Annotated in this window: 13 protein-coding genes; 10 read left to right on the top strand and 3 right to left on the bottom strand. The window is 31.1% G+C overall.

The window, feature by feature from the left end; all coding sequences use genetic code 11:
- The first annotated feature begins 161 nt into the window (after nt 1–161).
- Nucleotides 162–1,118 (top strand): arginase, encoded by a 957-nt coding sequence (locus BUC09_RS11210; RefSeq protein WP_073311659.1) that lies wholly within the window; start codon nt 162–164, stop codon nt 1,116–1,118.
- Nucleotides 1,119–2,054, top strand: a complete 936-nt coding sequence (gene ctlX / locus BUC09_RS11205; protein ID WP_073311657.1) for a citrulline utilization hydrolase CtlX — start codon at nt 1,119–1,121, stop codon at nt 2,052–2,054.
- A 27-nt stretch (nt 2,055–2,081) separates the two neighbouring features.
- Here ctlX and BUC09_RS11200 read toward each other — a convergent pair whose 3' ends face one another.
- On the bottom strand, nt 2,082–2,978 hold the full coding sequence (locus tag BUC09_RS11200) for a DUF6607 family protein (RefSeq protein WP_073311655.1): 897 nt from the start codon (nt 2,976–2,978) through the stop codon (nt 2,082–2,084).
- Nucleotides 2,979–3,096: 118 nt separating this feature from the next.
- Here BUC09_RS11200 and BUC09_RS11195 point away from each other — a divergent pair, with 118 nt between their 5' ends.
- A complete protein-coding gene (locus BUC09_RS11195; RefSeq protein WP_234972574.1) occupies nt 3,097–5,157 on the top strand; it encodes a TonB-dependent receptor plug domain-containing protein in 2,061 nt (686 codons plus the stop codon).
- A 31-nt stretch (nt 5,158–5,188) separates the two neighbouring features.
- Nucleotides 5,189–5,809 (top strand): HmuY family protein, encoded by a 621-nt coding sequence (locus tag BUC09_RS11190; protein ID WP_073311653.1) that lies wholly within the window; start codon nt 5,189–5,191, stop codon nt 5,807–5,809.
- A 69-nt stretch (nt 5,810–5,878) separates the two neighbouring features.
- Here BUC09_RS11190 and BUC09_RS11185 read toward each other — a convergent pair whose 3' ends face one another.
- Nucleotides 5,879–6,505, bottom strand: coding sequence for a MarC family NAAT transporter (locus BUC09_RS11185; protein WP_073311651.1), 627 nt, complete (start codon nt 6,503–6,505; stop codon nt 5,879–5,881).
- Between the two features lie 102 nt (nt 6,506–6,607).
- On the opposite strand from BUC09_RS11185, the gene BUC09_RS11180 reads away from it, so the two are divergent.
- Complete coding sequence (locus tag BUC09_RS11180; protein ID WP_073311819.1) at nt 6,608–6,973, top strand: CoA-binding protein; 366 nt, start codon at nt 6,608–6,610, stop codon at nt 6,971–6,973.
- On the opposite strand, the gene BUC09_RS11175 is transcribed toward BUC09_RS11180, so the two are convergent.
- Nucleotides 6,970–8,466, bottom strand: a complete 1,497-nt coding sequence (locus BUC09_RS11175; RefSeq protein ID WP_073311649.1) for a sodium:solute symporter — start codon at nt 8,464–8,466, stop codon at nt 6,970–6,972. The genes BUC09_RS11180 and BUC09_RS11175 overlap by 4 nt on opposite strands.
- Nucleotides 8,467–8,554: 88 nt before the next feature.
- Between BUC09_RS11175 and recR the strand changes: the two genes are divergently transcribed.
- From recR to BUC09_RS11150, 5 genes are all read left to right on the top strand, one after another.
- Complete coding sequence (gene recR, locus BUC09_RS11170) at nt 8,555–9,175, top strand: recombination mediator RecR (protein ID WP_073311648.1); 621 nt, start codon at nt 8,555–8,557, stop codon at nt 9,173–9,175.
- Nucleotides 9,176–9,238: 63 nt separating this feature from the next.
- On the top strand, nt 9,239–10,027 hold the full coding sequence (locus tag BUC09_RS11165; protein WP_073311646.1) for a polysaccharide biosynthesis/export family protein: 789 nt from the start codon (nt 9,239–9,241) through the stop codon (nt 10,025–10,027).
- A 6-nt stretch (nt 10,028–10,033) separates the two neighbouring features.
- The gene (locus BUC09_RS11160) at nt 10,034–12,490 is read left to right on the top strand and encodes a polysaccharide biosynthesis tyrosine autokinase (protein WP_073311645.1); all 2,457 of its coding nucleotides are present in this window, start codon (nt 10,034–10,036) and stop codon (nt 12,488–12,490) included.
- Nucleotides 12,491–12,500: 10 nt separating this feature from the next.
- Entirely contained in the window at nt 12,501–13,472 is a 972-nt protein-coding gene (locus BUC09_RS11155) for an SDR family oxidoreductase (RefSeq protein WP_073311644.1), read from the top strand.
- 1 nt (nt 13,473) lies between these two features.
- Nucleotides 13,474–14,745, top strand: a complete 1,272-nt coding sequence (locus BUC09_RS11150; RefSeq protein WP_073311642.1) for a nucleotide sugar dehydrogenase — start codon at nt 13,474–13,476, stop codon at nt 14,743–14,745.
- The last annotated feature ends 9 nt before the right edge of the window (nt 14,746–14,754 follow it).

Genomic DNA, 14,754 nt, shown 5'->3' with positions numbered 1-14,754 from the left:
TGAGAATTCATCGCCTTTTCTTTTTTAATAAATTAAAGTATTTCTTTCTTACCTTCGAAACCCTTTTTTATATTTGCCCAAGAAACAGATAATTGCTTAGTAGCAGACAAACTAGACTAATGAATTATTCATTTACTAAATGATTATCGAACAAAAAATTTATGAGTACTAATGTTACTTTTTTAATCAACAAATCAGAAATTACTGCTGGAACACGCGGAGCATCTTTGGGGCCAGATGCTATTATAACTGCTGCCAGGAAAAAAGAGAGTTACCTTTTTGGTGAAAATACTCTCGAAAAAACAACAAATTCTAATGGATATTTAGACAAACCAACAAAATATCCTTTCGCTAAACGAATCGATGGTCTCTTGTCGGTTTATCAGGAACTCAATTCTAAGGTTGCTGAAATTTTAAACAAAAACTCATTCCCAATTATTTTAGCAGCAGATCACGGTTCTGCTGGAGGAACTATTAGTGGTATTAAATCTGCTTTTCCTGATAAACGTATTGGTGCGGTTTGGATTGATGCGCATGCTGATATTCACACGCCTTATACAACTCCTTCAGGAAATATGCATGGTATGCCGTTAGCATCTGTAATGGATGTTGATAATATAGAATGTAAAATTAATGATGTAGACGCTGAAACAGCTGCATTATGGAATCAATTAAAAAATGTTGGAGGTGTTAGTCAAAAGGTAAAACCTGAAGATGTAGTATATGTAGCAGTTCGTGATACTGAAGAACAAGAAGAATTTGTAATTAATAAATTTGGTATTAAGTGGTTTTCGGTAAACGATGTACGTACATTAGGTGTTGCTAAAATCGTTGAAGGAATAAATGATCAACTTAAAAACTGTGACATTGTTTATGTAACCTTTGATGTTGATTCAATGGATCCAGATATGACTTCACATGGAACAGGAACTCCTGTACCAAATGGAATTTCACCTGAAGAGGCTAAAGATTTAATGAATGCTTTAGCGGCTAATTCTAAAACTGTTTGCATGGAAATTGTTGAAGTAAATCCGTGTTTAGACGAAAAGGAAAATACTATGGCCGAAGTAACTTTAGACATTGTAGAAACAATAACAAATACTATTCGAAACAGATAGATGCAGCAAATAACTAATACAATTTTAATGATTCGCCCAGTTTCATTTAGAAAGAATGAACAAACGGCAGTCAATAATTTTTATCAAAAAGATAGTAATGGAATGCTTCCTGCAGCAATCAATGTAAAAGCTCAGCAAGAGTTTGATGCGTTAGTTGTCAAATTGCAAGAAGTTGGTGTTTCAGTTATTGTTGTAGATGATACGAAAGATACTGATACTCCTGATTCTGTATTTCCAAATAATTGGATTTCGTTTCATGAATCAGGAGATGTGATTCTTTATCCAATGTTTGCCGAAAACAGAAGGCTAGAGCGTCGCGAGGATATTTTAGATATTATTGAAGATAAAGGTTTTGTTATAAACGATGTGATGGATTACACTTCTGCAGAAGAAGAAGGTGTTTTTCTTGAAGGCACTGGAAGCATAGTTTTAGATAGAGCAAATAACAAAGCTTATTGCGCCTTATCTCCTAGAGCCGATGAAGATTTGTTTATTGAGTTTTGTGAAGATTTTGAGTTTTCTCCTATCATTTTTAACGCATATCAAACAGTCGATGGTAATCGTGAATTAATTTATCATACGAATGTGATGATGTCTGTTGGTGAAACATTTGCTATTATTTGTAGCGAATGTATTGATGATAAAACAGAGAGAAAATCGGTTTTAGAAAGTTTAAAACAAGACGGAAAAGAAATTATTTACATCACAGAAAAACAAGTTAATGCTTTTGCAGGTAATATGTTACAGCTGCAAGGAGCCGATAAAAATTATTTGGTTATGAGCGAATCGGCTTATAATTCTTTAAATAAAAATCAAATTGCTCAAATTGAAAAGCACTCATCTATTTTGTATTCAAATCTAGATACAATAGAAAAGTATGGAGGCGGAAGCGCAAGATGTATGATGGCTGAAGTTTTTTTGCCAAAAGATAACTAATAAAAAAAGCCTCAACAGAGGCTTTTTTTAATTCTTAACAAAACTGTCAATTATTTTATCGGTTTCATTTTTTGTAGCATTCGATTTCAATTTGAATAAATGCATAAATAAGGGTTGTTTGTTTACTACAGTTTCAAGATTCAAATCTTTTTTCAAATCAAATATGATTTGCCATTTGTTTCTAACATTTTGCCATAAGACTTTGTTTTTCTTCCAATAGTTTTGAGCAGCAATACATTTTGAATCATCCACTTTTTTGTAAAAAACCATGCCCTTTTCAAAAGCAATCGTTTTATCTTTTCCATCTTCTGAGCGTAAAATTTTTTCATTGTCTTGTTCATGAAGCCATCCCTTATTTGTTATTTCATGAATGTTTCTTCTTTTCAATACATTGTAGTCATTTCTAATAGTATGTTCTCTTCTAGGTAATGGAGCATCAGTTGTGTTCATCCAATATGATTTTCCATCTACGTGAACCCATGAAGAGCTTCCTTCATATCTTGGACTATCATCTACTTGATACACTTTTTGAGTCCATTGTCCTTTAACTTCGTTTTTTGATTTACTTACATATTTCCAGCTTTTATCTTTATAAAATTGGTAAAAATCTGTGTTTTCAAAGAGCCAATCTTGTCTCCAATGTTTAACGATAGTTGTGTCGCCTACAATGAGTAAGTGCTGCATTACAATTTTTGAAGGTTTATCTTCTACTAATTCAATCCATTCTAAACCATAGTCTGTCTTTGTTGGTGATGGTTTGTATTGTTCATCTTTTGTTGTTTTAAAAGTTTCGGCAAAATTGAACGTGACTTCATAGCAGCCACACATCGATTTAATTGCTTTTACATCTCTTTTGTCTTGAGCATTAATAATCAGTGAGTTGATTAAAAAATAGCCAATAAGTACGAATTTAATTTTTTTCATTGTATAGGTTTTGTAAAAATTATCTGAAGCAAAAATATTAAATTAATTTAGAATAAATAAAAATAAGATATATATTTGTCAGAAATTATTAAGAATGTTTCTAAATAAAAAACTGATAATGCTACTTTTGTTTACCTCTTTTTCAATGGTTTCTCAACAAAAAAATAGTGTTGTAGATTCTACTTCAACAAAGCAATTAGATGAAGTACTCTTATCAGCAACTAGAACAAATCGTCAATTGTCATCATTGCCGTTACCTGCTCAAATAATAACAAATAATCAAATAAAACAATCTGGTGCTTTAAGACTTTCGGATATTCTTAACGAGCAAATAGGTTTGCTAACCGTTCCGGATTTTGGTGGAGGAGTTGGAATTCAAATGCAAGGTGTAGATGCTCAATATACTTTAATTATGATAGACGGTGTTCCTTTTATTGGGAGAAGTGCAGGGACCCTAGATTTAAATAGAATTTCTGTAAATAATATTAAACAAATAGAAATTGTCAAGGGACCATCTTCTAGTTTATATGGCTCTGAAGCAATAGGAGGAGTCATAAATATTATAACCGAAAATAAAAAAACGGAGAAATTATTAGGTCATGCAAGCTTTAGATATGGCACATTTGAGACTAAGGATAGTAATTTCAATTTTTCATTTGGATCAAAAAAATGGTGTATTACTTCAGGACTTAATACTTATATGACTAATGGTTATGATTTAGATGAAAGTACTTCTACAAAAACAGTCATGCCATTTTATAATTTGACTCCACATTTAAAGTTTAATTATACTTTTTCTGAAAAGTTAGATTTAATAATATCAAACAGGTATTTTCATCAAAACAGTCATGTAGGATATGAATCTTCTGGTCAAACATATTCTGGATTTGCAAAAACAGATGAATTTAATGTTCATTCAAGATTGTTTTACAAACCAACTTCAAAATTAAATTTCATTTATGAAGTTTATAAAACACAATACCAAACAAAAGAAAAAACTAATTCAGATTTAAATGGAGAATTAATTAGTCAAAGTCATTACAAAGAAGATTTATTACGTAATGAGTTAAGATCTTCTATCTCGATAAATAATGTTACCTATACTTTAGGAATTGGATATAATATAAATACTTTAGATCGAACATATTTTAGTGAAGAAGCTTCAAATAATTCACTCTATGGATTATTTCAATATGACTATAATGTAAAAGATAAGTGGAATATTTTAGCTGGAGCTCGAATTGATAAAAGTGAAATCTACGCTTCTGCCTTTAGTCCTAAATTAGCAGTAAACTATTTTTTAAATAAATATTTATCTGTCAAAGGGTCTGTTGGTTTTGGTTTTAAAGCTCCAGATTTACGACAATTGTATTTTGATTTTGAGAACCCCGCAATAGGTTACATAGTTTTAGGGTATAATGTAGCTTCACAACGATTAGAAGAACTAGAAAGTCAAGGTAGAATTGATGCACATTATGTGTCTTCTGATTTTTTTTCAAGCAAATTGCAATCTGAAAAAAGCATTGGATATAATTTCGGATTTCAGTTGAATAAAAATAAACTCAAGTCATCTGTCAATGCTTTCTATAATTCAATCAATAATTTAATTGATACAAAAGTAATTGCTAGATTAACAAATCTTCAAAATGTATTTAGCTATTACAATATTGGTTCTGTTTTTACTTCGGGTATAGAAATTAATTCTACGTATCAACTTTTTGAGAATTTTCAAATAGCAGCTGGCTATCAATTTTTATTAGCAAAAGATAAAGATGTAATAAAAAGAATTGATAAAGGAGAAATTTTTGCAAGAAATCCCGAAACACTTGAAACTTTCAAATTAAAAGCAACAGATTATGTAGGATTGTTTAACCGATCAAAACATACAGCGAATTTTAAAACTACTTGGCAGATACCTTCTTTAAAACTCAATCATTCTATGAGAGTTACTTATAGAAGTAAGTATGGACTATTAGATACAAATAATAATTCAATACTTGATAAGTATGACGTTTTTGCAAAAGATTATTTCATTCTCGATACCTCACTCTCAAAAGTCTTGTCGAAAAATTTTGAGATAATGATAGGTGCAGACAATCTTTTAGATTTTACAGATTCTCAAAATGCAAGTAATATTTCGGGAAGAACTATTTATGGGAAAATTCAATTTAATTTTTAATAATCAATACCAATAATTTAAATCAAACACTATGAAAAATCTTTTAAAATTAGCTTCAGCACTAATTGTTTTGCTCTTTGCATCATGTTCAAGCGATGATCAAGAAACAGTCATTCAATCTCAAAGTTTGCAAACTAAAAAAGTTTCAAATTTATACGCACCGCAATCGGGAGGGCAAGGGCAACCAGTTTCGGGTGATTTTGTAAAATTTAGCTTTTCAACTGGAGAAATTGTAACTTCAGGAGATAACTGGGATATTGCTTTTAGAGGAACAAGTATTATTGTTAATGGAGGTTATTCAGGAACTGGCGAACCAGCTAAAAATGGTAATGTGTTACTGGCAACTGTTTCAAATACACTTTCGGGTGTTACTGAAGCTCCTTCTGATGACAGTTTTAAGCAAGATGCTCAATCTGCTTATGCAATTCCAACAGGAAGTGGTAACGGATGGTATACCTATAACCCAACAAATCATGTTATAGCTCCTATTGCAGGAAGAGTATTTGTTATAAAAACCGCTAATGGAAAATACGCCAAATTTGAAATTCTTAGTTATTATCAAAATGCACCCGCAAATCCATTAGGAACGGAGCCTTCAAAATATTTTACTTTCAACTATGTTTATCAACCAGATGGAAGCAAAAAGTTTTAACATTTAACAGTGTGGTTATTTGTTTTTTTGTTTGTGATAGAAGACCTCTTTTAGAGGTCTTTCTTTTTCTTAAAAGTTACCTTTGATAATTGTTAATAAGGCATTCACAATGTATTGAACTCCAATTGCGATGACAAAAAATCCAACAATTCTTGAAATAGCAACTATACCAGCTTCTCCAAGGTATTTTACCAAATAGTGAGCACTATTTAATATTAAGAAAATGGATAATGCAACAGCTAAAATTGATCCAACAGCGATAGAAATTGCAATCCAATTATGATGTTCTTGATAAAAAGCAATTAATAATGAAATTGATCCAGGTCCTGCTAACAAAGGCATAGCAAGTGGTGTTAATGCGATGGCATGTTTTTGCTGTGCTTCAGATTCAACTTTTTTATTGATTCCTTTACGCTTCTTTACTTGTCCTGAAAGCAAACCAAAGCCTGAGTTTGCAATAATCATACCTCCGGCAATTCTAAGGGCTTCTAAACTAATACCAAAAAAACGTAAAACATATTCACCTAGAAAGTAGGCAACAATCATAATTATAAATACGTTTATTGCTGTCCATAATGAAGTTTTAGAGAGTTCCTCACGAGTATAACCATTGGTTAGTCCAACAAAAACCGGAATAGCTCCTATTGGGTTTAATACAGAAAATAATGCTGCGAAGATGTAGAAAAATAAATCCATAAGTTTTTTACAAAATTACCTTTTGAGGTATTGAATAAAGTGAAGACAATGTTAACTATTTCATGTTGTAAGTTAAAAGTAGTAAATTTATTTAATATTAAAATGAGATTCATGAAAACACTTGTGATTGGAGCATCTACAAATCCAGAACGATATTCTTTTTTAGCAGTTAATAAATTATTGGGCCATGGGCATGAAGTGGTGGCTATTGGATTGAAAAATGAAATTCTTTCTGGTATAGAAATTCAAAAAGGCTTTCCAGATTTTAAAAACATAGATACTGTGACATTATATCTTAATCCACAACGGCAAAAAGAATATTACGATTACATTGTAAATTTAAAACCTAGAAGGGTAATTTTTAACCCAGGAACAGAAAATCCTGAATTATTTAAAATTCTTGAACAAAATAAAATTACTTATGAAGCGGCCTGTACTTTGGTTTTACTTGGGACGAATCAGTATTAAAATCTTGTTTCCCCAGTGGCAGGTTTACTGATAAACAATAAACCGATAAAAGTAATCAATCCGTTTATTATAATTAATTCTTCTGCAATTGTATATCCACCTAGCCATTCAGAAGAATGTGTTGAAATAAAATAACAAATAGCTGGAGAAATTAAACAAATAAAAGGTACTAGCTTGTCGTTTACCGTTTTGGTTTTCATAAATAAACCAAAAGCGTATAAGCCCAAGAGCGGACCGTATGTGTAAGAAGCAATTTTGAAAATCATCTTCACAACTGAGGCATCATTTACAGTATTAAAAAACACAATCACTAGAAACATCAAGAAGGAAAATCCAATATGAACCAAATGACGTGTTCTTACTATGTTAGGATTATTGATGTTCTCATTTTTTTCCATTCCTAAAAAGTCAATGCAAAAAGATGTAGTTAAAGCAGTTAATGCGGAATCGGTTGTGGCAAATGTAGCTGCTGTTAAACCTAATAAAAACACCACAGCAGGAATCAATCCAAGAGATTTTAAAGCGATTTCAGGAAATAAAAAGTCGGTTCTTGCTACATCATCCACCATAGGAACTGAAATTCCGTTTTTCTCCCCATACATATATAATAAAGCACCAACACTTAAGAAGAAGATGTTTATGATAACAAAGATTCCCGTAAAAGTAAACATGTTTTTTTGAGCTTCGCCAATGTTTGCACAACTTAAGTTTTTTTGCATTAAATCTTGGTCAAGTCCTACCATGGCAATGGTAACGAAAATACCTCCAAAGATTTGTTTCCAAAAATAGTTTCCTTTTAAATAGTCATCAAAAAAGAAAATTTTAGAATATTGACTTTCCTTTACAGTTTCAAAAGCGTGAAAAATACTCAAATCTAAACTTTTGCAAATAAAGAAAATCGTTAAAAAAACAGATGAAACTAAGAAAAACGTTTGTAAAGTATCTGTAATAATAATTGTTTTCAAACCACCTTTGTAGGTGTAAGCAAAAATTAATAACAGAGACAAGAATACTGTAACGGTAAAAGGAATTCCGTAATAATCAAACACATATCGTTGTAAAACAATAACCACTAAATACAATCTAAATGCAGAACCAATAGTACGACTGATTAAAAATATAGAAGCAGCTGTTTTGTAGCTTGTTTTTCCAAGTCGTTGTTCGATATAACCGTAAATAGAAGTCAAATTCATTCTGTAGTATAGCGGCAGTAGTACCGTTGCTACAATGATAAATCCGATAGCATTTCCTAGTACAAACTGAAAGTATTTAAATTGTAAATCAGGATTTCCAACTTCTCCCGGGACTGAGATGAATGTAACACCAGAAAGAGCAGTACCAATCATTCCAAAAGCAACTAAATACCATTTCGAGTTTTTATTAGCTTTAAAAAAGGCATCATTTCCGCTATTGTTTTTACTCATAAAATGAGAAATGACAAATAAAATTCCAAAATAAATTACTATCAGTGTTAAAATTGCGAATGGACTCATCTAGGTTAGATTTTTTGTTTGGCCAATTTACATAAATAATCTTCAAATTTTCAAATTAAGCCAGATTCAAATTGACTATTTTTGCACCATGGATTTTTCTTCAAAATTATTAGAGAACGCAGTTAATGAGATGTCGCAACTGCCAGGGATAGGAAAGCGAACGGCTTTGCGATTGGTGTTACATTTGTTAAAACAACCCAAAGAACATACAGAATTTCTTGCAAATGCTTTACAAAAAATGAGAGAAGATATAAAGTTTTGCAAATCATGTCATAATATTTCTGATGTGGATATTTGTGAGATTTGTGTCAATCCTAACAGGAATCATCATATTATTTGTGTGGTTGAAGATATTAGAGATGTCATGGCAATAGAAAATACAGGGCAATTTAGAGGAATTTATCACGTTCTTGGTGGAAAGATTTCTCCAATTGATGGTATTGGACCAAGTCAGTTAAATATTACTAGCTTGGTTGAAAAAGTAAAGTCTGGAAATGTTCAAGAAATAATTTTTGCGCTCAGCTCAACAATGGAAGGTGATACGACTAATTTTTATATCTATAAACAAATCAAAGATACAAACGTTATTACTTCTTCAATTGCTAGAGGAATTTCGGTAGGAGATGAACTCGAATATGCTGATGAAGTGACTTTGGGAAGAAGTATCATTAACCGAATTCCATTCGAGAATTCCATCAAGAATAATTAAATGATTATGATTTCATTTTTAGAAATGAAAAACTATATTTGTTTTCTGAAATAGACTCAAAATATGAATAAAATATATACTTTTCTTTGTTTATTGTTTGTTTTTTTTGCTTCATCTTGTGTTTCAAATAAGGATTTGACTTATCTACAAGGAGCAAATAAAAATGAAAACCAATCTTCAATAGAAGTGGTGCCGTTAAAACCTTATAGGGTTCAGGTCAATGATGTTTTGAGCATCAAATTAAAAGCACTAGATCAAAAATTGGTCGAAATGTTTAATTCGTCTACTAGTGGTTCTGCTCCTAATTCAACTGATGCTTTGTATTTTGATGGTTTTACAGTAAATGATCACGGAAATATTAGAGTGCCAGTTCTTGGTGAAATTGCTGTTTTGGGATTAACCTTGGAAGAAATTAGAGCAAAAGTTGAAAAGCAACTATTAGATGAATATTTTAATAAAGAAGCCGATTTGTTTGTTTTAGTAAAATTAGCAGGACTTAGATATACGACTAATGGAGAGGTAAGTTCCCCTGGAACTAAGACTCTTTTTCAAGATAAAGTTACTATACTTGAAGCTATAGCGAATAGTGGCGATATTACGATTACTGGAAATCGTAAAGAGGTGGTGTTGGTAAGACAATACCCGCACGGAACAGAAATTCATACTTTAGATTTAACAAGTGTTGATGCAGTGAAATCGCCTTACTACTATATTCAGCCAAATGATTATATTTACGTTAAACCAATCAAACAAAAAACTTGGGGATTTGGTGTTAATGGATTGCAATCGGTAACAACCATTTTAAGTGCTTTGTCATTAGTAATCACAACATATTTGTTAATTAACAGATAAGAAAGTATGCTCGATACAAAAGATTTCTCGTTTTTTGAAACACAACATAATTTTGATTTCAAAGCCTTTTTTATAAAAATATTAGGGCATTGGGCATTGTTTTTGGTGAGTTTAGTTGTTGCCTTTTCAATCGCTTATCAAGTCAATATCAGAAAACAAAAAATCTATGGGATTTCTACCACTATTACATACAAAGAAGAAAATAATCCCTTTTTTACATCAAATACTAGTCTAGTTTTTAACTGGGGAGGAACATCAGATCAAGTTCAAACAATAATAACAACGATAAAATCAAGATCTCACAATGAATTGGTTGTTAAACAACTTAATTACTATGTAGAGTACCTAAAACAAGGTAAATATAATATTGAAGATGCATATGGAGAAGTTCCTTTTTATGTGAATAACAATAAAAATTTACCTCAATTAAAAAATCAGCTGATTAACATAAAGTTTATTAGTCCTACAGAATATGAAATGTCTATTAATTTTGAAGATTCTAAGGCTATACTTTATAATTATGAAACTGAATTAGAAAGCAATACAAATGTTGTAGTTGGAGAATTTAAAAAGAGATATAAGATAGGAGAACAGGTTTCTTTACCGTTCTTGCATTGGAAACTAGAACTTACTCCCAATCCTGGTTTTTATGAAGGAGCTACTTATATGGTTAGATTTGCAGACTTTAATCAGCTAGTTGCAAAGTATCAAGATATTGATGTTGATACAGATACTAAAGCAGGTTCTATTTTAAAATTAAATCTTCAAGGTACAAATAAGGCTAGAATGGTCGATTTCTTGAATGGTACGATTACTATTTTAATGAACAGGCAGTTGCAATTAAAAAATCAATTTGCAACTAATACAATTTCTTTTATTGATAGTACTTTAGTTGCCATGGAAGGTCAATTAAAAGACACAGAAAATCAACTTAAAGATTTTAGTAGAGATAAAAATATTTTTGAGGTTGAAGCAGGCGGAGGAGAAATAACATCTCAATTAACTGAATTGGATGTTGAAAAAGACATGATAAATAGAAAATTAAATTATTATAATTCTCTTAAGTCATATTTAATTAATAGTGTAGATTTTTCCAAACTTCCAGCTCCGTCCGTTGCTGGAATTGACGATCCTAATATTATAGCAAATGTTTCAAAATTAACACTTTTGTCAGCAGAAAGATCTGAAATGGCCTATACTTTAAAGAATGAAAAAAAGTTTAAGGATTTTGATGTTCAAATGGAGGCTTTAAAGAGTGTTTTACTTGAGAACATTTCTTCTGCAAAAAATTCTATTCAATATGATTTAGGAGTTGTAAATAGAAAAATAGGTAAGGCAGAAACTAGCATAAGGAGATTGCCAGGCCAACAACAGGAGCTTGTTAAGATAAACAGAAAGTACGATCTTAACAAAAATATATATAATACATTTTTAGAGAAAAGAAGTGAAGCAGATATCGTAAGAGCTGCTAATCTATCCGATGTTCAGTTTATAGATGCAGCAAAAGATACTGGAGGAGGTCTTCTTGGGCCAAAGACAAGTGTTAATTATGTTTTGGCCTTATTTTTGGGTCTATTAATTCCGTTGATTTTTGTTTTTGTTCGAACCATTTTAGACAATACAATTAAAAATACTGGTGATATAGCTAGGCTTACGAAAATACCTGTTATAGGTGTTGTTGGGAAAAAACATACAGTCTCAAATTTAGCTGTTTTCGAAAAACCAAAATCACCTTTAGCAGAAAGCTTCAGAGCAATACGATCATCATTGCAATTTTTGTATAAAAAACAACAAGCAGGGACTAAAGTTTTAATGTTAACATCATCTGTTGGTGGAGAAGGGAAAACTTTCTGTTCGATGAATATTGCAACAGTTTTTGCACTAAGTGAGAAAAAAACAGTTATTGTAGGATTAGATTTAAGAAAGCCTAAAATTTTTGAAGATTTTAAAATCGAAAACACAATAGGCGCTGTAAACTATTTGATTGGTCAAAAAAGTATTGAGGAAATAACTCAAAAAACACAAATCCCATTTTTAGATTTTATACCAGCAGGTCCAATACCACCTAACCCATCTGAGCTGATTATGGGTGAGAGTATGGGAGAGATGATTAATGATCTTAAGCAAAGATACGATTACATAATATTAGATACTCCTCCAGTAGGTTTAGTTTCTGATGCTTTAGAGTTGACCCAATTTTGTGATGCAACACTTTATGTTGTAAGACAAAATGTTACTAAAAAGGATATGCTTACTCTTGTTAATAATAAACATAAAAGAGGCGAATTAAATAACATTAGTATTGTTTTTAATGGGTTTGAAATTAAGGCAAAGTATGGATATGGATATGGATATGGATATGGGTATGGATACGGATATGGAAATTATGGTGAAGGATATTTAGAAGTAGATCAAGTTAAAAATCCAATTAAAAAAATTATAGATAAAATTTTGAAAAAATAATTTTAGCAAATTGAAAGAAAAAATTTTAATAACGGGAGGTGCTGGGTTTATTGGGTCTAATTTATGTGAGTATTTTTTAGAAAAAAAATATCAGGTTGTTTGTTTAGATAATTTTGCAACTGGACATAGGCATAATATAGAGCATTTGTTGCAAAACGATAAATTTACCCTAATTGAAGGAGATATAAGAAATTTTGATGATTGTAAGGAAGCAGTAAAAGACGCTCATTTTGTATTACATCAAGCGGCATTAGGTTCTGTTCCAAGATCAATTAAAGATCCATTAACTTCAAACGAAGTAAATGTTAATGGTTTCTTGAATATGTTGTATGCAAGTAAAGAGGCAGGTGTAAAGAGGTTTGTTTATGCTGCTAGTTCTTCAACCTATGGAGATTCTGAAAGTTTGCCTAAGATTGAAGAAAAAATAGGAAAACCACTATCTCCTTATGCGATTACTAAATATGTAAATGAATTATATGCCGAAATATTTAGTAAAACATATTGTATTGAGACGATTGGTCTGAGATATTTTAATGTCTTTGGAAGAAAGCAAGATCCAAATGGAGCTTATGCTGCAGTCATTCCAAAATTTGTTATGCAGTTTATGAATCATGAAAGTCCAGTAATTAATGGTGACGGAAATTATTCTCGTGACTTTACTTATATTGATAATGTGATCCAAATGAACGAATTGGCAATGTTGTCAAATAATCCAAAAGCAATTAATACAGTATTTAATACAGCTTACGGAGACAGAACAACTTTAAATCAATTAGTGACAATTTTGAGAGAAGAATTATCAATTTTTGATTCTGAAATTTCAAAAGTTGAAATTATTCATGGACCTAATCGAGCTGGAGATATTCCACACTCATTAGCAAGTATTGACAAAGCAAAAGAACTTTTAGGATATAATCCACAATATTCATTGAATCAAGGTCTAAAGGAAGCTGTAAAGTGGTATTGGGAAAATTTAAAATAATATGAAGATTGCAGTAATAGGATTGGGTTATGTAGGTTTACCCTTAGCAAGATTATTTGCTACAAAATATGATGTTGTTGGTTTTGATATAAATAAAAATAGAGTAGAAGAATTAAATCAAGGCCAAGACTTCACTCTAGAAGTAAGTGAAGAACTTTTGAAATCTGTTCTTAAAAAGGATAGTTCAAAAGGAATTGGTTTGTTGTGTTCGACTTCTTTAGAAGATATAAAAGATTGTAATTACTTTATAATAACTGTACCAACACCAGTTGATAAGCATAATAAACCAGACTTAACGCCGCTTTATAAGTCGAGTGAAACAGTGGGCAAAGTATTGAAAAAAGGAGATTTAGTGATTTATGAATCTACAGTATATCCTGGAGTTACTGAAGAAGAATGTGTGCCTGTGCTTGAAAGAATAAGTGGTTTAAAATTTAATATAGATTTCTTTGCGGGATATTCACCAGAGAGAATCAACCCTGGAGACAAAGAACACACTATAGAAAAAATACTTAAAGTTACATCAGGCTCAACTCCAGAAATAGGAATTAAAGTTGACGAATTATACAAATCTGTAATTACTGCAGGAACTCATCTTGCACCAACTATAAAGGTGGCCGAGGCTGCAAAAGTGATTGAAAATTCTCAACGTGATATCAATATTGCTTTTGTTAATGAGTTGTCTAAGATTTTTAATATTTTAGAGATAGATACTCAAGATGTTTTGGCTGCTGCAGGTACAAAATGGAATTTTTTACCTTTTAAGCCTGGATTAGTTGGGGGACATTGTATAGGTGTTGACCCATATTATTTAGCTCAAAAAGCACAAGAAAAAGGTTATCATCCTGAGATAATTTTAGCTGGTAGAAGATTAAATGATAGCATGGGTGAGTATGTTGCCTCCCAAGTTGTTAAGTTGATGATTAAAAAGGGTATAGCGATAAACGGAGCTAATTTGCTAATGCTTGGTATTGCATTTAAAGAAAATTGTCCTGATGTAAGAAATACTAAAATTGTAGATGTTATTTCATCCTTAAACGATTATGGTATTAACGTTACCGTATATGATCCTTGGGTAAATCCTTTAGAAGTGAAGCATGAATATAATTTAGAAACCAATACGATTTTGCCTTCTGATAAATTTGATGCTTTAGTTCTAGGTGTGGCTCATAAGGAATTCTTAGATATAGATTTATCCCTTTTAAGAAATCAAAATTCAGTTTTATATGATGTGAAAGGAATTTTAGGTTCAGATGTCGACGGAAAACTGTAATTTTACACC

The sequence above is a fragment of the Flavobacterium terrae genome, from assembly GCF_900142035.1.
GTDB classification, from domain to species: domain Bacteria; phylum Bacteroidota; class Bacteroidia; order Flavobacteriales; family Flavobacteriaceae; genus Flavobacterium; species Flavobacterium terrae.
The sequence above is the reverse complement of the archived record's forward strand: the minus strand, read 5'-3'. Positions and strand labels throughout refer to the sequence as shown.